The organism is Streptomyces sp. NPDC050548, assembly GCF_044457385.1.
Lineage (GTDB): Bacteria > Actinomycetota > Actinomycetes > Streptomycetales > Streptomycetaceae > Streptomyces.
Genome location: NZ_JBITGV010000011.1, coordinates 89,758 through 108,259 on the forward strand (window position 1 = coordinate 89,758; position 18,502 = coordinate 108,259).

The window sequence follows — 18,502 nt, forward strand, 5'->3', positions numbered from 1 at the left end:
CGGACCCGGGAGGGGGACTCCGGATGCCACAGGGATCGCCGACATCGGGCGTGGGCCGGGTCATCGCCGGCCGTTATCTGCTGCTGAACCGGCTGGGCAGTGGCGGTATGGGACATGTGTGGCTCGCACATGACCAGCGACTGGCCTGTGAAGTCGCGCTCAAGGAGATCGTGTTCAGCAACCCGGCCTTCGCCGACGCCGAGCGCGAGGCCCGGGTCGCCCGCGCCCAGGCGGAGGCCCGGCACGCGGCGGGGCTGCGCGGTCACCCCCATGTGGTGACCGTCCACGACGTGCTGGAGCACGACGGGCTGCCGTGGATCGTCATGGAGTACGTGGCGGACGCCGTCGACCTCCGCGACCTGGTCGGCCGGCAGGGCCCGCTCGCCCCGGCGGAGTGCGCCCGCGTCGGGCTCGCCGTGCTCGACGCGCTGACCGCCGGGCACGAACGGGGCGTGATGCACCGCGACGTGAAACCGGCGAACATCCTGCTCGCGCCGGACCGCACCGGTTCGCCGTACGCCCGGGTCCTGCTCGCCGACTACGGCATCTCGGTGCAGCCGGACGCCGGGGAGACGCGGTACACGCTGACGTCCGTGCTCGTCGGCACGGCGGGCTATCTGGCGCCGGAGCGGGCCACGGGCGGGCCGCCGACGGCCGCCGCCGACCTGTTCTCGCTGGGCTGCACGCTGTACCACGCCGTCGAGGGCCACGGCCCCTTCGCCCGCGAGTCGCCGCTCGCCGAGGTCACCGCGGTGGTCATGGAGGACCCGCTGCCACCGGCCCGCGCGGGCGCCCTGGCACCGGTGCTCCACGCGATGCTGGAGAAGGATCCGCTACGGCGGATTCCGGCGGCGGAGGCGGAGGCGGCGCTGTCGCGGATCGTGACGCCGCAGACGGAGGCGGAGGCTTACGCCCGGACGCAGACGGATCTCGGTTCGCCGTCGCCCTGGGAGGGCCAGGCCGGGCCGGTGCCGGCACCTGTGGCGGTGCCGACGCAGGCCTCGCCGCCGTACGGATACGGGGTCCCGGCGTCCCAGCCCTCCCCCGCCGGTCGGCGCCGACGGCCCCGGCCCCGGATCCTGCAGTCCGTCCTGGCGGGGCTGCTCGGGCTCGCGCTCGCCCTGGGCGGTGTCTGGTACGCGATGGCCCATCAGCCGCCCGGCAAGGGCACGAGCAAGAACAGCCCGCCGTACGGCACGGCCGTCGGGCTCTCCGCGCCCCTCAAGGACGGCGACTGTGTCACCGCCGACTGGCAGGGCGGGCACCTCTTCCAGGGGACGCCGCGGCTCGCCGTGGACGCCGGTTGCCGGACCACGGTGCCGGACGGGCAGGTGATGGCGTTCGTGTCCACCGCGTCCGCCGGCGAGGCGCGGAAGGTCGGGGCGGACCGGTGTGCGCAGCGGACGCAGGAGATCCGGGAGAAGCTCGCGGACGTGCGGGGCTACGCCGTCGTACCGACCGACTCGGGTTTCGACGCGGCCGGACACCGCACCGCCTGTCTGGTGCTGGGTGCGCACGGGCCGGTCTACGGGCCGCTCGGCAGCCATCGCGCCCTCGGTTCGGCGTTCGCGGACACGTCGACCATGCAGAAGCGGGACTGTCTGGACGTGCCCTCGAACCGGGCGGCGAGCCTGGTCTCCTGCGCCGGCAAGCACGATCAGGTAGTGGTCGGGTTCACCCGGTTGGGCGCGGACGTCACGCTGGCCCAAGCCCGCACGCGCTCGGACGCGGCGTGCGCGCGGGACGTGCCGCCGGCCGACTACGGCTTCGATCCCTCGGTCTACGAGGCCGCTTCCTGGACCAGTGAGGGACCGTGGAAGTCCGGCACTCATTTCGTCGTGTGCGCCGTGCGGAAGCAGAACGGGGGCACCATGGAGGGGGACGAACCATGAGGAGGGTGTCGCGATGCCCGGTTCCACGAAGACCATGGGGGTGATCACCGTCGGCGGTCTGGTGGTGGTGACGGCCTACACGGTGGCGCTCGGCAGCAACGGCTGGCTGTGGTTCGGCTGGGTCGTGCTGGGATTGATCACTCTGGGGATGGTGGCCACGCGCAGCACCTGAGGGCTCATCCCTGCTCGCTGCGGCGGCTCGCCGAGTGCACGCCCGGCTGGTACTTCGGCAGCCGGGCGGTGATCTTCATGCCCGCTCCTACGGCGGTCTCGATGACGAGGCCGTAGTCGTCGCCGTAGACCTGGCGGAGCCGGTCGTCGACGTTGGACAGGCCGATGCCGCCCGAGGGGCTGACCTCGCCCGCGAGGATGCGGCGCAGCAGGTCGGGGTCCATGCCGGCGCCGTCGTCCTCGATGACGACGAGTGCCTCGGCGCCGGCGTCCTGCGCGGTGATGCTGATGCGGCTCTTGCCCGCGGCATTCACAGCCTTGCCCTCCAGGCCGTGTTTCACGGCGTTCTCCACGAGCGGTTGCAGACACAGGAACGGGAGCGCGACCGGGAGTACCTCGGGGGCGATCTGGAGCGTGACCGAGAGGCGTTCGCCGAAGCGCGCCCTGACCAGTGCCAAGTAGTGGTCGATGGCGTGGAGTTCGTCCGCGAGGGTGGTGAAGTCGCCGTGCCTGCGGAACGAGTAGCGGGTGAAGTCGGCGAATTCGAGGAGCAGTTCGCGGGCGCGCTCGGGGTCGGTGCGGACGAACGAGGCGATCACCGCGAGGGAGTTGAAGATGAAGTGCGGGGAGATCTGGGCCCGAAGTGCCTTGATCTCGGCCTCGATCAGCCGGGTGCGGGACTGGTCCAGATCCGCCAACTCCAGTTGGACGGAGACCCAGCGGGCGACCTCTCCGCCGGCCCGGACCAGGACGGCGGACTCGCGCGGCGCGCAGGCGACCAGCGCGCCGTGGACGCGGTCGTCGACGGTGAGCGGAGCGACCACCGCCCAGCGCAACGGGCAGTCGGGAGCATCGCAGTTGAGCCGGAACGCCTCGCCGCGACCGGTCTCCAGCGGGCCCGCGAGGCGTTCCATGATCTCGGCCCGGTGATGGTCGCCGACGCCGTCCCAGGCGAGTACCTGCTTCTGGTCGGTCAGGCAGAGCGCGTCGGTGCCGAGCAGGGTGCGCAGTCTGCGGGCCGAGCGACGGGCCGTCTCCCCGGTGAGGCCCGCGCGCAGCGGAGGTGCGGCGAGGGAGGCGGTGTGCAGGGTCTGGAAGGTGGCGTGCTCGACAGGGGTGCCGAGCCCGCCGAGGCTCTCGGGGCGCGCGGTGCGCCGCCCGAGCCAGAAACCGGCGGCGAGCAGCGGGAGTACGGCGACACAGAGGCCGGCCAGGAATCCGCTCATGCGCCCACTCCCATGACGTGGCGTGCTCTCACGCCTTCACCTCCGCCCGCAGCTCCTCCGGCAGATGGAAGCGCGCCAGGATCGCCGCCGTGCCCGTCGGTACCCGACCTGGGGTGGCCAGGGACACCAGCACCATCGTGAGGAAGCCCAGCGGCACGGACCAGAGCGCGGGCCAGGCGAGCAGGGCGTGCAGTGAGCCCGTGCCCGGGAAGCCGGCCATGGTCGCGGCCACGGCGACGAACGCCGAGCCGCCGCCGACGAGCATCCCGGCCGCCGCACCGGGCGGGGTGAGCCGCGTCCACCAGATCCCTAGGACCAGCAACGGGCAGAAGGAGGAGGCCGATACGGCGAACGCGAGGCCCACCGCGTCGGCGACGGGCAGCCCGCCGACCAGGACGCTCGCCACCAAGGGGACGAGCATGGCGAGGACCGTGCCGAGCCTGAAGTGCCGTACCCCGCGCGACGGGAGGACGTCCTGAGTGAGAACTCCGGCGACGGCCATGGTGAGTCCCGACGCTGTGGACAGGAACGCGGCGAAGGCGCCGCCCGCGACCAGCGCGCCGAGCAGATCTCCGCCGACCCCGCCGATGATGCGGTCGGGCAGCAGGAGTACGGCCGCGTCGGCGTCGCCGGTGATGGTGAGTTCGGGGGTGTAGAGGCGGCCGAGGGCGCCGTAGACGGGCGGCAGGAGGTAGAAGGCGCCGATCAGTCCGAGGACGGCGACCGTGGTGCGGCGGGCGGCGACTCCGTGCGGGCTGGTGTAGAAGCGGACGACGACGTGCGGCAGGCCCATGGTGCCGAGGAAGGTGGCGAGGATGAGGCCGTACGTGGCGTACAGCGGGCGCTCCTCGCGGCTGGCGGCCAAGGACGTCGACATGCCGCCGTTGGTGCCGCGGTCGGCGACCGGGACGGTGGCGCCCTTGGCGAAGGTGAGGCGGGTGCCGGCTCCGATGTGGTGGGTGCCGGTGGGGAGTTGGAGCCGTTCGGCACGGTGGCGGCGACCGTCGACCGTGCCGTTCACCGTGACCGTGAGGGGGTGGTCGAGTTTGAGGTCGAGGGTGTCGTCGACGCGGACGACGCGCTGTTCGCGGAAGGCGGCCGGTTCCTCGAAGGCGTGCCGGGGTGCTCCGTCGCTCTGCCAGGCGAGGACCAGGAAGAGGGCGGGGACGAGCAGCGCGGTGAGCTTCAGCCAGTACTGGAAGGCCTGGACGAAGGTGATGCTGCGCATGCCGCCCGCGGCGACGGTCGCGACGACCACGACGGCGACGATCAACCCGCCGAGCGAGTCGGGAGCGCCGGTGAGGACGGTCAACGTGAGCCCCGCGCCCTGGAGTTGGGGCAGGAGGTACAGCCAGCCGACCCCGACGACGAAGGCCCCCGCGAGGCGTCGTACGGCGTGCGAGGCGAGCCGGGCCTCGGCGAAGTCGGGGAGGGTGTAGGCGCCGGAACGGCGCAGCGGGGCGGCGACGAACAGCAGCAGGACCAGGTATCCGGCGGTGTAGCCGACCGGGTACCAGAGCATGTCGGGGCCCTGGACGAGGACCAGTCCCGCGATGCCGAGGAAGGAGGCGGCGGAGAGGTATTCGCCGCTGATGGCGGCGGCGTTGAGGCGGGGGCCGACGGTGCGGGAGGCGACGTAGAAGTCGGAGGTGGTGCGGGATATGCGCAGGCCGAAGGCGCCGACGAGGACGGTCGCCACGACGACGAGGGCGACCGCCGGTACGGCGTAGCTGGAGTTCATCGCTCCTCGTTCATCGGTCCTCGACGAGGCGCACGAAGTCGCGTTCGTTGCGTTCGGCGCGGCGCACGTACCAGAGGGCGAGCAGGACGAGCGGGGCGTAGAGGCAGAAGCCGAGGACCAGCCATTCGAGGCGGCGGGAGTCCGGGGTGGCCGCGAACACCAGGGGCAGTGGGCCGACCAGGAGGACGAGGATCGCGAACACCGTGAGGGCGGCGCGGAGTTGGGTGCGCATGAGGGAGCGGACGTAGGTGTGGCCGAGGGTGGTCTGTTCGTCGATCTCGGTGCGCGGGCGGGAGTAGCCGGAGGCGCGGCGCGTGCGGCGGGGCGGGCCGGTGACGACGACCCTTCGCTCGGTGGGTTCTTGAGGCACCGTCAGGACCTCCGCATCAGCAGGTCGCGCAGTTCGCGGGTGTGGCGGCGGCTGACCTGGAGTTCCTCGCCGCCGACCAGGACGCTCACCGTGCCCGCGTCCAGGCGGAGTTCGCCTATGTGGCGCAGGGCGACGAGGTGGCGGCGGTGGATGCGGACGAAGCCGCGAGAGCGCCAGCGGTCCTCCAGGGTGGAGACCGGGATGCGGACGAGGTGGCTGCCGCGGTCGGTGTGGAGGCGGGCGTAGTCGCCCTGTGCCTCGACGTGGGTGATGTCGTCGACGGCCACGAAGCGGGTGACACCGCCGAGTTCGACGGCGATGTGGTCGGGGTCGGGTTCGTGCACGGGTATCCGCGGTGCGGCGCCGCCGAGTTCGGCGGCGCGGCGCACGGCTTCGGCGAGCCGTTCCTTGCGGACGGGCTTGAGGACGTAGTCGACTGCCTTGAGATCGAAGGCCTGTACGGCGAAGTCCTCGTGCGCGGTGACGAAGACGACGAGCGGCGGCTGCGCGAACCCCGTCAACAGCCGTGCCAGGTCCAGTCCGTCGAGTCCGGGCATCTGGATGTCGAGGAACACGACGTCGATGGCCTCGGGTCCGGCCGGGCCCGACTCCAGGGCGCGGTTGATGCGGCGCAGCGCCTCGGTCGCGTCGCCCGCGCCCTCCGCGCTGCCGATGCGTGGATCGGCGTTCAGCAGATAGAGCAACTCCTCCAGTGAGGGGCGTTCGTCGTCGACGGCGAGGGCGCGCAGCATGAAGGTGGAGTGTAGGAGGAATTCGTACGCCTGGACATGTACCCGGCGTGGACGTCCCCGCTGGATACAGTGCGGACATGAACAGCAGGACCACGCCGTTCGACGAGCTCGACCGGAAGATCATCACCGCGCTGATGGCGAACGCCAGGACCAGCTTCGCCGAGATCGGCGCGGCGATCGGGCTGTCCGCGACGGCCGTGAAACGGCGGGTGGACCGGCTGCGGGAGACGGGTGTGATCACCGGGTTCACGGCGACCGTACGGCCGTCCGCGCTCGGGTGGCGCACGGAGGCGTACGTGGAGGTGTACTGCGAGGGCGCCGCGCCCCCCAGACGGCTCGCGGAGGTGGTGCGCAACCATCCGGAGATCACCGCGGCGATGACGGTGACCGGTGGCGCGGACGCGCTGCTGCACGTGCGGGCCACCGATGTGGATCATTTCGAGGAGGTGCTGGAGCGGATCCGGCAGGAGCCGTTCATCCGGAAGACGATCAGCGTGATGGTGCTGTCCCACCTCCTCCCGGAAAGCCCGGAAGCGGGTGCCACCCACCCCGCGCCGGGCGACGCATCAGACCTGCGCTGACCCTGCCGAAGACGCAGCATTCCTGCGCGGACACGCAGCTTTTATCGCTTGTCGCGCGTATTGGTCTCTTCCTACCTTGGTGTCAACCCCAGTCGACACCACAGGAAGCGGAGGGACCCCTCTGTGCCCGACACCCGTGTGCGGCGCCGGCGGCGCTTTCTCGTCTGTGAACCCAGACACTTCGCCGTGCAGTACGCGATCAACCCCTGGATGCATCCCGACACCCAGGTGGACGTCGATCTCGCCCAGGAGCAGTGGCGGACGCTGATCGACACCTACCGCGAGCACGGCCACAGCGTGGAGACCGTGCCCCCGGCGCCCGGCCTCCCGGACATGGTCTTCGCCGCGAACTCGGCGGTCGTCGTCGACGGCCGCGTCTTCGGCTCGCTCTTCCACGCGCCCGAGCGGCGTCCCGAGTCCGACCACTACGACATGTGGTTCAAGGCGGCCGGCTACGACGTCTACCGCCCCGAGTCGGTGAGCGAGGGCGAGGGCGATCTGATCCCGACCGGGCGCTATGTGCTGGCCGGCACCGGGTTCCGTACGACCCGCGAGGCGCATCACGAGGTGCAGGAGTTCTTCGGCGTCCCGGTGATCAGCCTGACGCTGGTGGATCCGTACTTCTACCACCTCGACACGGCGCTGTTCGTCCTCGACGAGGACAACATCTGCTACTACCCGGAGGCGTTCTCCCCGGGCAGCCGCGAGGTGCTCGCCCGGCTGTTCCCGGACGCGGTGCTCGCGACCCGCGAGGACGCGATGACGTTCGGCCTCAACTCCGTCTCCGACGGCCTGCACGTCTTCATCGCGCCCCAGGCCGAGGCGCTGGCCTCGCGCCTCGCCGCACACGGCTACGTCCCCGTCCCCGTCGACCTGTCGGAGTTCCACAAGGCCGGCGGCGGCATCAAGTGCTGCACCCAGGAGATCCGCTCATGACCGCACCCGCCAGTGCCCGGACGTCCGCCGACCTCATCCGTGCCGAGGAGCCGGTCCTCGCGCACAACTACCACCCGCTGCCCGTGGTCGTCGCCCGCGCCGAGGGCACCTGGGTGGAGGACGTCGAGGGCCGCCGCTACCTCGACATGCTCGCGGGCTACTCGGCCCTCAACTTCGGTCACCGCCACCCCGCGTTGATCGAGGCGGCCCACCGCCAGCTCGACCAGCTGACGCTCACCTCCCGCGCCTTCCACAACGACCGCCTCGCCGAATTCGCCGAACGGCTCGCGGAGTTGACCGGCCTCGACATGGTGCTCCCGATGAACACGGGCGCGGAGGCGGTCGAGAGCGGCATCAAGGTGGCCCGCAAATGGGCCTACGACGTGAAGGGCGTCCCCGCCGACCAAGCCACCATCGTCGTCGCGGCGGAGAACTTCCACGGCCGTACGACGACGATCGTCAGCTTCTCCACCGACGAGACGGCTCGGGCTGGCTTCGGTCCCTTCACGCCGGGCTTCCGGATCGTGCCGTACAACGACCTGGCCGCGCTGGAGGCGGCGGTCGACGAGACGACGGCGGCGGTGCTGATCGAGCCCATCCAGGGCGAGGCCGGCGTGATCATCCCGGACGCCGGCTATCTGGCCGGGGTGCGTGAACTCACCACCCGCAAGGGCTGCTTGTTCATCGCGGACGAGATCCAGTCGGGCCTCGGCCGCACCGGCCGCACCCTCGCCGTCGAGCACGAGGGTGTCGTCCCGGACGTGCTCCTGCTCGGCAAAGCACTCGGCGGCGGCATCGTGCCGGTGTCGGCGGTGGTCGCGCGGCGCGAGGTGCTGGGGGTGCTGCACCCGGGCGAGCACGGGTCGACCTTCGGCGGGAACCCGCTCGCCGCGGCGGTCGGCACGGCGGTCGTCGAACTGCTGGAGACCGGTGAATTCCAGCGCAGGGCCGCCGAGTTGGGCGTGGTCCTGCGGGACGGTCTGACCGAGCTGGTGGGCAAGGGTGTCGTCGGGTTCCGCTCCCGCGGCCTCTGGGCGGGCGTCGACGTCGACCCGGCCATCGGCACCGGCCGTGAGATCAGTGAACGCCTCATGCGCGAGGGCGTGTTGGCCAAGGACACCCACGGCTCCACGATCCGGCTGGCCCCGCCGCTGACCATCACGGCGGACGAACTCCGGTCCGCCGTGGGCGCGTTGGAGAGGGTGCTGACGCAAGGGGCGTGAGGTGACGGGTGGTCGGACCGGCGCGGGGACGTCGGTCCGACCGCCGGTCCCGACCACTGGAGGCCTCTGGGGGTGACGGTGCCGACCCGGGCCGTGCGCGCGAGCGACCGCCCGGCAAGGTCACGGGCCTCGGCCGGGATCGCATGGACACGCCCGACTCCCCCACAGAATCGGCTAGTTGTCCACCGCGGACCGCTCCGCCGAACCACCGGCGTCCGCCAGGGCGGCCTGCGCCAGGAGACGGCGGGCCAGGTCGCGGGCCTCGGCCACCGTCAGCGAGGCCCAGAGTCCGGGCTCGCCGCGCACGACCGGGCCCACGTCGAGGGTGACCCGGGTGATCGGCCGCTCGGGGAGCGCCAGCAGCAGCCGCTTCACCGCGACCTGCCGACCGCAGGTGGTCACCAACGGCGCTTCACCCGACGGCGGGAGCGGCTCCTGCCCTGACCGAATCATCTCGTCCACGACCCTTCTCTGAATACCCGGCGAGGTACCAGGAGCAGCGCGGAACGGGCCCGGGTTGTTCCCGACCTGGGTGAGGCGGCCGTAGCGCACCGTATGCGGCCGTACGGCGGACCGTGGTGCTCGTGGACAGTCGGGTGAACCCCGGGCGAATTCTCGCCCGCCCTCCGGTCAGGACAGGGTCAAGGGGCGCGGTGGGGGCCGTGGCGCCCTCATAAGATCGCTGGTACCGCTACCTTTCGTACGACTCCCCCTGGAGGCCCGGCGTGCCCGGAACCGCGCGCGGCGCCGAAGCCGAAGCAGAGCCCGGCCGGACGGAGCCCGCTCCCGCCGCCGGACATCGCCGTACCTTCCTGCTCGCCGCCGGTGCCCTCGTCGCCGTGGCGGCCGTGGCGGCCGGTGTGCTGGCCGCCCGTGGCTCCGGCTCGGGAGGCAAGGCCGCTGCCGCCGCCGACGGGCTGCCGCACACCACCGTCGAGGTCGCGACCTCCGGCTGCGGGAGCGGGTGGACGCATCCGCAGGCCGGACACCAGGTCTTCGAACTGCACAACACGTCGAGCACGGCGGCCGAGGTCTATCTGACCGACCCGACGACCGGCGCGGTCTACGGCGAGGTCGAGGGGCTGGCGCCGGGGACGGTACGGCCGCTCGGGGTGACCCTGGGGAACGGTTCGTACGCCTTCAAGTGTCTGCCCGACGACGCCGACGCCGTGACCGGGCCCACCGTGCGGATCACCGGCTCGAAGGTGAAGAGCGGACCGGCGGCCGTGCCGATCACCCAGCAGGAATTGATCCCGCCGACGCTCGCCTACCAGAAGTGGATCCAGGGCCGGACCGTCGAACTGGCCCAGAAGACCGACGTGTTGAGGGCCGCCGTCGATCGTGGCGATCTCGCCGCGGCCCGCAAGGCCTGGCTGCCCGCGCATCTCGTCTACGAGCGAATGGGCGCCGCCTACGGCACGTTCGGTGACTCCGACGGGGCGATCAACGGCACCACGGCCGGGCTGAACGGCGGAGTGCGCGACGCCGGGTTCGCCGGGTTCCACCGGGTCGAGTACGGGCTGTGGCACGGCGAGTCGGCGAGCGAGTTGCGCGGTCCCGCCGATCAACTCGCCAAGGACGTCCACGCGTTGGAGAGCATCTGGCCCAGTCAGCGGATGGATCCGGCCGACACCGGTCTGCGCGCGCACGAAATCCTGGAGAACACCGTGCAGTTCGAGCTGACCGGCCGCACCGACTACGGCAGCGGCACCAACCTGGCCACCGCCCGCGCCAACCTCGACGGCACCCGCGTACTGCTCGGATATCTGCGCCCGCTGCTGAAGACCCGGGACGCGGGCTACACCGAACTCGGCGACTGGATGGACCGGGCCCAGCACACCCTGGACGGCTTCGACCACTCCGGGAAGTGGACGCCGTTGGCTCAACTGACCCGTCCGCAAAGGGAGAAGGTCGACTCCGACCTCGGCGGACTGGTGGAGCGGCTGGCCGATGTGGCCGCCCTCACGGATGTACGGAGGACCGCGTGAAGCACGGATACGAGGTGGGCCGCCGGGGATTCCTGGCGAGTGCGGCGGCCGTGGCCGGTGCGGGCCTGGTGGCCGCCGACCGGGGTACGGCGTCGGCCGCTGCTGATACGGCCGCGCGCGTGCCCTTCCACGGGCTCCACCAGGCGGGCATCATCACCCCCGCGCAACGCGCGACAGCCTTCGTCTCCTTCGACACGACCGCCGAGAACCGCGCCGAACTCGCCGACCTGCTGCGGACGTTGACCAACCGGGCGCGTTTCCTGACCTCCGGCGGCAGCCCGGAGGACCTGGGCATCACCGCGCCGCCCGCCGACTCCGGCACCCTGGGCCCGGACCTCCCTGCCGACCGGCTGAGTGTCACGGTCGGCGTCGGCGCCTCGCTCTTCGACGACCGCTACGGGCTCGCCAAGCGCGTGCCCCGCCGGCTGACCGCGATGCCCGCCTTCCCCGACGACGATCTCAACGCCGACTGGTGCCACGGTGATCTGAGCGTGCAGTTCTGCGCCGACACCTCCGACACCGTGCTGCACGCCCTGCGCGATGTCACCCGGCACACGCGTGGGGGCATGCAGGTGCGCTGGCGGACGGACGGTTTCATCAGCCCGCCGCGCCCCTCGGGCACCCCGCGCAACCACCTCGGTTTCAAGGACGGCATCGCCAACCCTGAGGTGACCGACGCCCGTGCGATGAACGACCTCGTGTGGGTGGGGGCCGACAGCGGCGAACCGGCGTGGACGACCGGCGGCAGCTATCAAGTCGTGCGCCTGATCAGGATGTTGGTCGAGTTCTGGGACCGGGTCTCCCTCACCGAGCAGGAGCGGATGTTCGGCCGCGCCCGGGACACCGGCGCCCCGCTGGACGGACGGCACGAGAAGGACACACCGAACTTCGCGCAGGACCCGCAGGGCGATGTGATCCCGCTCGACAGCCACATCCGGCTCGCCAACCCGCGCACCACACAGAGCGCCGACCAGCGCATCCTGCGCCGGGGCTACAACTACGACCGGGGCATGGACAGCAACGGCAACCTCGACATGGGGCTGCTGTTCTGCTGCTACCAGCAGGACCTGGCCCGGCAGTTCGAAACCGTGCAGAAGCGCCTGGCCGGTGAACCGCTGGTCGACTACGTCTCGCCGTACGGCGGGGGCTACTTCTTCGCGCTGCCCGGGGTACGCGACAGCGCCGACTGGCTGGGCCGAACCCTGCTGACCTGAGAGCGGGGTCAAGAACAGGCCAACAGACCATGAGGAATTCCTGACCGGGCGTTCGCTCTCGCGTCATTGCCGCTCCCCCGCCCCGCCGTCACCATTGCCGAGGCTACGGCCGTAGGCGTCACGGCCTTGGGTGGCGTGGCAGCGAGAACAGTGCTCCCGGAAGGCGAGACAGCATGATCGGCACAGGAAGAATTCCAGGCGCGCGGCGGGGCCTGACCCGCGTGGGCGCCCTGCTCGGCGCGGCGGCGCTGGCCACGGCGGGCGGGGTCGTCCCGGCGGCGGCGAACTCCGGCGGCCACCAGCCCTCCGGCAGCAACCGCACGGCCACCCCGATCAAGCATGTGGTGGTGCTCTACGACGAGAACATCTCGTTCGACCACTACTTCGCCACCTACCCGCAGGCCGCCAACATGGACGGCACGAAGTTCAAGGCCGCGGCGCACACACCGAAGGCCGACAACCTGCTCAACGCCGGGCTGCTGACCACGAACCCGAACCTGTACACGCCCAAGCGGCTGAGCAGTTCGCAGGCCATGACCTGCGACCAGAACCACTCCTACGGCCCCGAGCAGTACGCGGCCGACGGCGGCAAGGCCGACAAGTACGTCGAGAACACCGAGGTCAACAAGTGCACCGGCCTGTTCGGTGAACCCGGTCTGGTGATGGACTACTACGACGGCAACACCGTCACGGGCCTGTGGAACTACGCCCAGCAGTTCGCGCTGAACGACCACTCCTTCAGCTCGAACTTCGGCCCCTCCACACCCGGCGCCCTGAACCTGGTCTCCGGCCAGACGCACGGCGTGATCTCGGTCGACCCGGCCTCCGGCACCGAGAACCCGAAGCAGACGACGACCCCGGACTCGTACGCCGTGGTCTCCCCGAACGCCAAGGGCGTCGGCACGGTCGTCAACGACCCCGACCCGGCCTACGACGACTGCTCGGACAAGGACCACACCTCGACCAGCGCGCTCGCCGAGATGCAGGGCAAGAACATCGGTGACCTGCTCAACAACAAGGGTGTGACCTGGGGCTGGTTCCAGGGCGGCTTCCGGCCGAGCACCGCGTGGGACGGCAAGAGCGGCGACTACGCCAAGTGCGCGGGCACCACGCACACCAACGTGGGCGGCGCGGCCTCCGAGGACTACAGCCCGCACCACTCGCCGTTCGAGTACTACAAGTCGACGTCCAACCCGCACCACCTGGCGCCGAAGTCGGTCGCCGAGATCGGCCACAACGGCCGGGCGAACCACAACTACGACCTGACGGACTTCGACGCGGCGCTGAAGGCGAACAACCTTCCCGCGGTGAGCTTCCTGAAGGCGGCCGAGTACCAGGACGGCCACGCCGGCTACTCGGACCCGGCCGACGAGCAGAACTTCCTGATCAAGGAGATCAACGCGATCCAGAAGTCGCCGGAGTGGAAGTCCACGGCGGTCGTGATCGCCTACGACGACTCCGACGGCTGGTACGACCACGTCACCTCCAAGGTGCTCAACGGCTCCACGGACTCCACCGTCGGCTCCAACGGCAAGGCCACCGACAGCCCGGCCTGCCAGTCCGGTCCGGCGGCGAAGGGCGGCTACGCGGACCGCTGCGGCCCCGGCACCCGGCAGCCGCTGCTGGTCATCTCGCCGTACAGCAAGGTCAACAAGATCGACCACACGCCCACCGAGCAGGCGTCGATCACCCAGTTCATCGAGGACAACTGGCACACCGGCCGGATCGGTGACGCGTCCTTCGACCAGCGGGCGGGCACCCTGGGCGGCATGTTCGACTTCAAGCACCCGAACGACAAGCAGGTGCTGCTGAACACGAACGGCTCCGTGCAGTCGGTCAAGCGGATCCCGCACTACTCCCAGACCTCGTCGACGGCCACCACGGCCCCGTACCCGGCGTACGTCCAGGACCTGAAGGCGCAGAACGTCGCCGCCAGCCAGGCCGCCTCCGACACGCCCGCGATCGCGATCGGCGCGGGGCTCGTCACCGCCGCGGGCGCGACGACCGCGTTCGCGCTGTACCGCCGCAGGGCGCGCACCGCGTCCGTGTGACTCCCGGCGGACCGGGGGTAGTTGTTCCGTCCCGAGGGCGGCGAGGAGGTCCTTCTCGCCGCCCTCGGCCGTGTCGGCGGCGGGCTGATCGCGACCGGTTCCACGCGAGGGCGCGTGCCTCTACACTGGCAGCCACGAGATGCCGGGTGACCTGCGAGAACAGATCGGTCGAGCCGACCCGCCGGAGTGAGGAGCGACCCCCCTTGTTCTACTACCTCCTGAAATACGTCATTCTGGGTCCCTTGCTCAGACTCGTCTTCCGGCCCCGTATCGAGGGCCTTGAGCACATACCGGAGACGGGCCCGGCGATCGTCGCCGGCAACCATCTCTCCTTCTCGGACCACTTCCTGATGCCCGCGGTCCTCAAGCGCCGGATCACCTTCCTCGCCAAGGCCGAGTACTTCACCGGCCCCGGCATCAGGGGCCGTCTGACGGCGACCTTCTTCCGCAGCGCGGGCCAGATCCCGGTCGACCGCTCCGGCAAGGAGGCGGGCCAGGCGGCGATTCGCGAGGGCCTCGGCGTCCTGAGCAAGGGCGAGCTGCTCGGCATCTACCCGGAGGGCACCCGCTCCCACGACGGCCGCCTCTACAAGGGCAAGGTCGGCGTCGCGGTGATGGCCCTGAAGGCTCAGGTTCCCGTCATCCCCTGCGCGATGATCGGCACCTTCGAGGCCCAGCCTCCCGGCAAGGTCATCCCGAACATCCACCCGGTGGCCATCCGCTTCGGCAAGCCCCTCGACTTCTCCCGCTACGCCGGCATGGAGAACGAGAAGGCGATCCTGCGCGCCATCACCGACGAGATCATGTACGCGATCCTGAAGCTCTCCGAGCAGGAGTACGTCGACCAGTACGCGGCTGTCGCCAAGGCCGAACAGGCGGCTGCCGCGAAGGAACGCAAGTTCCCGCGCCTGCCGCTGAGTTGAGGGTCTGTACGCGGAAGACATGACTCGGGGCGGCCGGTTGAGAACCGGCCGCCCCGAGTCATGTACGACTGCTGCTCGTTACGGCACCGGCGTCGCGTGCGGGGTGCACGTCACGTCGGCGGCGTCCAGCTTCCCGGTCAACAGGTAGGTGTCCACACGGGAGTTGATGCACGGGTTGACCAGACCGGTCACACCGTGGGAGCCCGCGTCCTTCTCGGTGATCAGGCGGGAGCCCTTGAAGCGCTGGTGCAGGACGACGGCGCCCTCGTACGGCGTCGCGGCGTCACGCTGCGACTGCACGATGAGAACCGGCGGCAGACCCTTGCCGGTCTTGACCTCGACCGGGGACTGCTGCTTGACGGGCCAGGTGGCGCACGGCAGGTTCATCCAGGCGTTGGCCCAGGTCAGGAACGGGTACTTCTTGTTGAGCGCCGTGTTGTCCTTGTCCCACTTCGCCCAGCTGGTGGGCCACTTGGCGTCGGTGCACTCGACGGCCGTGTAGACGGCGTTGCCGTTCTCCGAGGTGATGTTGCCCGCGGTGTCCGACATGTCGGGCGAGGCCGCGTCGATCAGCGGCTGGGGGTCACCGGCGAAGTACTTGCTGAACGCGGTGGCGACCGGCACCCACGAGGAGTCGTAGTACGGGGCGCCCTGGAAGAAGCCGAGCAGTTCGGCCGGACCGACGACCCCGCCGAGCGGGCTCTTCTTGGCGGTGGCGCGCAGCTGCAGCCACTTCGCCTGGACGGCGTCGCGGGTGGTGCCGAGGTGGAAGGCCGCGTCGTTCTTCGCGACCCAGTCCTCCCAGTCCTTCCAGCGGCCCTCGAAGGCGACGTCCTGGCCGAGGTTCGCCTCGTACCAGATGTTGTCGCGCGCCGGGTTGACGACGCTGTCGACGATCATCCGGCGGACGTGCGACGGGAACAGGGTGCCGTAGACGGCGCCGAGGTAGGTGCCGTAGGAGACGCCCAGGTAGTTAAGCTTCTTCTCGCCGAGGGCGGCGCGGATGACGTCCAGGTCGCGCGCGGTGTTCGGCGTGGTCATCTGCGCGAGCATGGTGCGGCCGGTGCGCTCGGCGCAGCCGTCCGCGTACTCACGGGCCAGCTTGCGCTGCGCGTTCTTGTCGGCCGTGGAGTCCGGTACCGGGTCCGCCTTGGGCGCCTTCACGAACTCCTGCGGGTCGATGCAGGAGATGGGCGCCGAGTGGCCGACACCGCGCGGGTCGAAGCCCACGAAGTCGTACGCCTTGGACGTGTTGACCCACAGCGGGTTCTTCGTGGTGACCCGGAGCGGGAAGCGCATGCCGGAGGCGCCGGGACCGCCGGGGTTGTAGACCAGCGCGCCCTGGCGCTCCGCCGCGGTGCCGGTGCTGACCGCGCGGTCGACGGCGAGCTTGATCTTCTTGCCGTTGGGCTTGGTGTAGTCGATCGGCACGGTCACCCAGCCGCACTGGACCGGCTTCGCGAAGCCCCAGCTCGTGGGACAGTCCTGCCAGTCGATCCCGGCCTTCGCGGCACGGGCGGCGGCGAGCGCGGCACCCTTGGCCGCGCTGTCCTGTCCATGGCTCGCCGCCTGGTTGGTCTGCGCGTTGGCCGTGGGCGCCGCCACGGCGCCGGCTATCAGAGCCGCCGCGGCGAACCCGGCCGAGCCGAACGCCGTGACGCGGCTCCTCGGTCTGATGAACCTCAAGTGGTCCCCTCCCCGTACATAGTTGCGAAATGGTCTCGGGGGATCCTCCCGGCTGTGAGGCGTCTGAGGACAGGGGCTGTTGACCTTCTTTACCAATCCGATAAGCGGAAACTCACGTACCGCTCAGCGGATACTCATCCCAGCGCCACCAGCGCCTCGTCCAGCACCCGCCGCAGCCGCAGCCCGTCGGCCGCGACAGCCGTCACCAGCACGGCCGGCCCGGCCAACGGCGCCAGCGCAGCACACTCCCCCAGCATCCGCGCCACAGGCGGCTCCTGGGTGAACTCCGGCCGTACGACGACGAGTTGGCCCACCGCGCGATGTCCCGCGAGGACGGCGGGCCCGTCCCAGCCGCCCGGCGCTCCGGGACCGCAGGCCAACTCCTGGTCCAGCACGGTCCGTCCGCCGATCCGCAGCGTGAGGCGGCTGGTGAGCCGCCCGGGCTCCTCACCGGCCCGCCCGAGCACCTGCTCCTCGCGCAGCACCAGCCGGGCGGAGGCGGCGAGGTCGACCCGCGTGGTGACCCGCAGATCGCTGCCGCACACGGAGATCAACTGCTCGGGCAGCCAGTGCAGTTCACCGTCCTCGTCGACCCTGAGCCGTACGTCGTACCGCGACTCCCCTTTCGCCTGCCCCGGCAGCGCGATGGTGGCGGCGGCCGACCCGACCCGCAGTCTGGCCCCCCTCTCGACCCCGGCCTCGACGCCGAAGTGATCCCCTCCCAACGGCCCGCTCATCGCCCCGACGAGCATGACCCGGGCCTCGGAACCGGTGGCGCGGATCCGGCGCAGCGCGAGCGGCCCATCGCCCTCCAGCACGGGCAGCGCGGTGCCGCCGCGTCCGTCTTCCCGGGCCACGATCCGCGCGGTGGCCCGAACACCGGTCGCGATCACGCCGCCCACGCGGCGAGTTGCCGCCGCACCCAGCGGGCGACATCGCCGACCCCCGCCTCGGTCCGCAACGACTGGAAGACAACGGGCAGTTCGGCCCGCTGAGCCTTCGCGTCGGCGGCCATCCGCCCGAGATCGGACCCCACGTACGGCGCGAGGTCGGTCTTGTTGACGACCAGCAGATCGGCGGTCGTGACCCCGGGCCCGCCCTTGCGCGGGATGTCGTCCCCGCCGGCGACGTCGATCACGAAGATCTGCGCGTCGACGAGCCCCTTGGAGAAGGTCGCGGTGAGATTGTCCCCACCGGACTCGACGAGGATGAGATCCAGCGGCCCGACCTCGTCCTCCAGGTCTTCCACGGCTTCGAGGTTGGCGGAGATGTCGTCCCGGATCGCGGTGTGCGGACAGGCCCCCGTCTCCACGGCGGTGATCCGCTCGGGTGGCAACACGGCCTCCCGGAGCAGGAATTCGGCGTCCTCGCGGGTGTAGATGTCGTTGGTGACGACGGCGAGGGAGAGTTCGTCGCGCAGGGCCCGGCAGAGCGCGGCGACGGTGGCGGTCTTACCGGAGCCGACGGGACCGCCGAGCCCGATACGCAGAGCACGCCGGTTCCCGTCGGGCCGGTGAGCGTCGGCACTGACGGCGGCGGGGCCGTCGTGGGTGTGGTCGAGGTGCATGGGGCGGCTCCTTCTGGTTTCCTGCGGGGCTTTACGGGGTCTTGTAACGCGGGCCGGCGCCATCCAGCCCGTCCGGCGTTTGAGGACGAGGCCGTCCAGGCCGACCGGGGGTCCAGGGGGCGGAGCCCCCTGGCGGGGTCGAAGGGGCAGAGCCCCTGGTGACGGGACGGGTAGGGGCGGC

The 18,502-nt window shown here is 70.9% G+C and carries 17 protein-coding genes; 9 read left to right on the top strand and 8 right to left on the bottom strand.

Annotated features, from left to right (window positions below; genetic code table 11):
- The first annotated feature begins 23 nt into the window (after positions 1-23).
- Positions 24-1,892, top strand: a complete 1,869-nt coding sequence (locus tag ACIBJH_RS28445; RefSeq protein ID WP_399119720.1) for a septum formation family protein — start codon at positions 24-26, stop codon at positions 1,890-1,892.
- Positions 1,893-1,905: 13 nt separating this feature from the next.
- Entirely contained in the window at positions 1,906-2,064 is a 159-nt protein-coding gene (locus ACIBJH_RS28450; RefSeq protein WP_019070924.1) for a hypothetical protein, read from the top strand.
- A 4-nt stretch (positions 2,065-2,068) separates the two neighbouring features.
- Here ACIBJH_RS28450 and ACIBJH_RS28455 read toward each other — a convergent pair whose 3' ends face one another.
- The 4 genes from ACIBJH_RS28455 to ACIBJH_RS28470 are packed head-to-tail and all read right to left on the bottom strand — an operon-like array spanning position 2,069 to position 6,152.
- Positions 2,069-3,289, bottom strand: a complete 1,221-nt coding sequence (locus tag ACIBJH_RS28455) for a histidine kinase (protein WP_399119721.1) — start codon at positions 3,287-3,289, stop codon at positions 2,069-2,071.
- 28 nt (positions 3,290-3,317) lie between these two features.
- Complete coding sequence (locus ACIBJH_RS28460; RefSeq protein ID WP_399119722.1) at positions 3,318-5,030, bottom strand: cation acetate symporter; 1,713 nt, start codon at positions 5,028-5,030, stop codon at positions 3,318-3,320.
- 10 nt (positions 5,031-5,040) lie between these two features.
- Positions 5,041-5,400 carry a hypothetical protein gene (locus ACIBJH_RS28465; RefSeq protein WP_200713093.1) on the bottom strand — a complete coding sequence of 120 codons (360 nt, stop codon included), beginning with the start codon at positions 5,398-5,400 and terminating at the stop codon, positions 5,041-5,043.
- A gap of 2 nt (positions 5,401-5,402) precedes the next feature.
- A complete protein-coding gene (locus ACIBJH_RS28470) occupies positions 5,403-6,152 on the bottom strand; it encodes a LytTR family DNA-binding domain-containing protein (RefSeq protein WP_262059630.1) in 750 nt (249 codons plus the stop codon).
- A 77-nt stretch (positions 6,153-6,229) separates the two neighbouring features.
- On the opposite strand from ACIBJH_RS28470, the gene ACIBJH_RS28475 reads away from it, so the two are divergent.
- The 3 genes from ACIBJH_RS28475 (at position 6,230) to rocD (ending at position 8,892) form a co-directional block, all read left to right on the top strand.
- Positions 6,230-6,733, top strand: coding sequence for an Lrp/AsnC family transcriptional regulator (locus ACIBJH_RS28475; RefSeq protein WP_399119723.1), 504 nt, complete (start codon positions 6,230-6,232; stop codon positions 6,731-6,733).
- Positions 6,734-6,856: 123 nt separating this feature from the next.
- Positions 6,857-7,669, top strand: coding sequence for a dimethylargininase (ddaH, locus tag ACIBJH_RS28480; RefSeq protein ID WP_399119724.1), 813 nt, complete (start codon positions 6,857-6,859; stop codon positions 7,667-7,669).
- Positions 7,666-8,892 (top strand): ornithine--oxo-acid transaminase, encoded by a 1,227-nt coding sequence (gene rocD / locus ACIBJH_RS28485; RefSeq protein WP_399119725.1) that lies wholly within the window; start codon positions 7,666-7,668, stop codon positions 8,890-8,892. Before ddaH ends, rocD begins: the two co-directional genes overlap by 4 nt.
- 174 nt (positions 8,893-9,066) lie before the next feature.
- Here rocD and ACIBJH_RS28490 read toward each other — a convergent pair whose 3' ends face one another.
- Positions 9,067-9,345, bottom strand: coding sequence for a hypothetical protein (locus ACIBJH_RS28490; RefSeq protein ID WP_399119901.1), 279 nt, complete (start codon positions 9,343-9,345; stop codon positions 9,067-9,069).
- Positions 9,346-9,617: 272 nt separating this feature from the next.
- Between ACIBJH_RS28490 and ACIBJH_RS28495 the strand changes: the two genes are divergently transcribed.
- The 4 genes from ACIBJH_RS28495 (at position 9,618) to ACIBJH_RS28510 (ending at position 15,068) form a co-directional block, all read left to right on the top strand.
- Complete coding sequence (locus ACIBJH_RS28495) at positions 9,618-10,880, top strand: EfeM/EfeO family lipoprotein (RefSeq protein WP_399119726.1); 1,263 nt, start codon at positions 9,618-9,620, stop codon at positions 10,878-10,880.
- The gene (efeB, locus tag ACIBJH_RS28500) at positions 10,877-12,094 is read left to right on the top strand and encodes an iron uptake transporter deferrochelatase/peroxidase subunit (protein WP_399119727.1); all 1,218 of its coding nucleotides are present in this window, start codon (positions 10,877-10,879) and stop codon (positions 12,092-12,094) included. The genes ACIBJH_RS28495 and efeB overlap by 4 nt, the downstream gene beginning before the upstream one ends.
- A 173-nt stretch (positions 12,095-12,267) precedes the next feature.
- Complete coding sequence (locus ACIBJH_RS28505) at positions 12,268-14,145, top strand: phospholipase C (protein ID WP_399119728.1); 1,878 nt, start codon at positions 12,268-12,270, stop codon at positions 14,143-14,145.
- A 203-nt stretch (positions 14,146-14,348) separates the two neighbouring features.
- Entirely contained in the window at positions 14,349-15,068 is a 720-nt protein-coding gene (locus ACIBJH_RS28510; protein WP_399119729.1) for a lysophospholipid acyltransferase family protein, read from the top strand.
- Positions 15,069-15,146: 78 nt separating this feature from the next.
- Here the strand turns inward: ACIBJH_RS28510 and ACIBJH_RS28515 are convergent, their stop codons facing one another.
- The 3 genes from ACIBJH_RS28515 to ureG all read right to left on the bottom strand — a co-directional run bounded on the left by ACIBJH_RS28515 (position 15,147) and on the right by ureG (position 18,321).
- Positions 15,147-16,754, bottom strand: coding sequence for an alpha/beta hydrolase (locus tag ACIBJH_RS28515; protein WP_399119730.1), 1,608 nt, complete (start codon positions 16,752-16,754; stop codon positions 15,147-15,149).
- A gap of 134 nt (positions 16,755-16,888) precedes the next feature.
- A complete protein-coding gene (locus ACIBJH_RS28520) occupies positions 16,889-17,656 on the bottom strand; it encodes an urease accessory protein UreD (protein WP_399119731.1) in 768 nt (255 codons plus the stop codon).
- Positions 17,644-18,321 (bottom strand): urease accessory protein UreG, encoded by a 678-nt coding sequence (gene ureG / locus ACIBJH_RS28525; RefSeq protein ID WP_399119732.1) that lies wholly within the window; start codon positions 18,319-18,321, stop codon positions 17,644-17,646. The genes ACIBJH_RS28520 and ureG overlap by 13 nt, the downstream gene beginning before the upstream one ends.
- Positions 18,322-18,502 lie beyond the last annotated feature (181 nt).

Bases quoted from the DNA above. Each gene is read 5' to 3' on its own strand.
- ACIBJH_RS28445 (WP_399119720.1), top strand. From the start codon at position 24: ATGCCACAGGGATCGCCGACATCGGGCGTGGGCCGGGTCATCGCCGGC.
- ACIBJH_RS28450 (WP_019070924.1), top strand. From the start codon at position 1,906: ATGCCCGGTTCCACGAAGACCATGGGGGTGATCACCGTCGGCGGTCTG.
- ACIBJH_RS28455 (WP_399119721.1), bottom strand. From the start codon at position 3,289: ATGAGCGGATTCCTGGCCGGCCTCTGTGTCGCCGTACTCCCGCTGCTC.
- ACIBJH_RS28460 (WP_399119722.1), bottom strand. From the start codon at position 5,030: ATGAACTCCAGCTACGCCGTACCGGCGGTCGCCCTCGTCGTCGTGGCG.
- ACIBJH_RS28470 (WP_262059630.1), bottom strand. From the start codon at position 6,152: ATGCTGCGCGCCCTCGCCGTCGACGACGAACGCCCCTCACTGGAGGAG.
- ACIBJH_RS28475 (WP_399119723.1), top strand. From the start codon at position 6,230: ATGAACAGCAGGACCACGCCGTTCGACGAGCTCGACCGGAAGATCATC.
- rocD (WP_399119725.1), top strand. From the start codon at position 7,666: ATGACCGCACCCGCCAGTGCCCGGACGTCCGCCGACCTCATCCGTGCC.
- ACIBJH_RS28490 (WP_399119901.1), bottom strand. From the start codon at position 9,345: ATGATTCGGTCAGGGCAGGAGCCGCTCCCGCCGTCGGGTGAAGCGCCG.
- ACIBJH_RS28505 (WP_399119728.1), top strand. From the start codon at position 12,268: ATGATCGGCACAGGAAGAATTCCAGGCGCGCGGCGGGGCCTGACCCGC.
- ureG (WP_399119732.1), bottom strand. From the start codon at position 18,321: ATGCACCTCGACCACACCCACGACGGCCCCGCCGCCGTCAGTGCCGAC.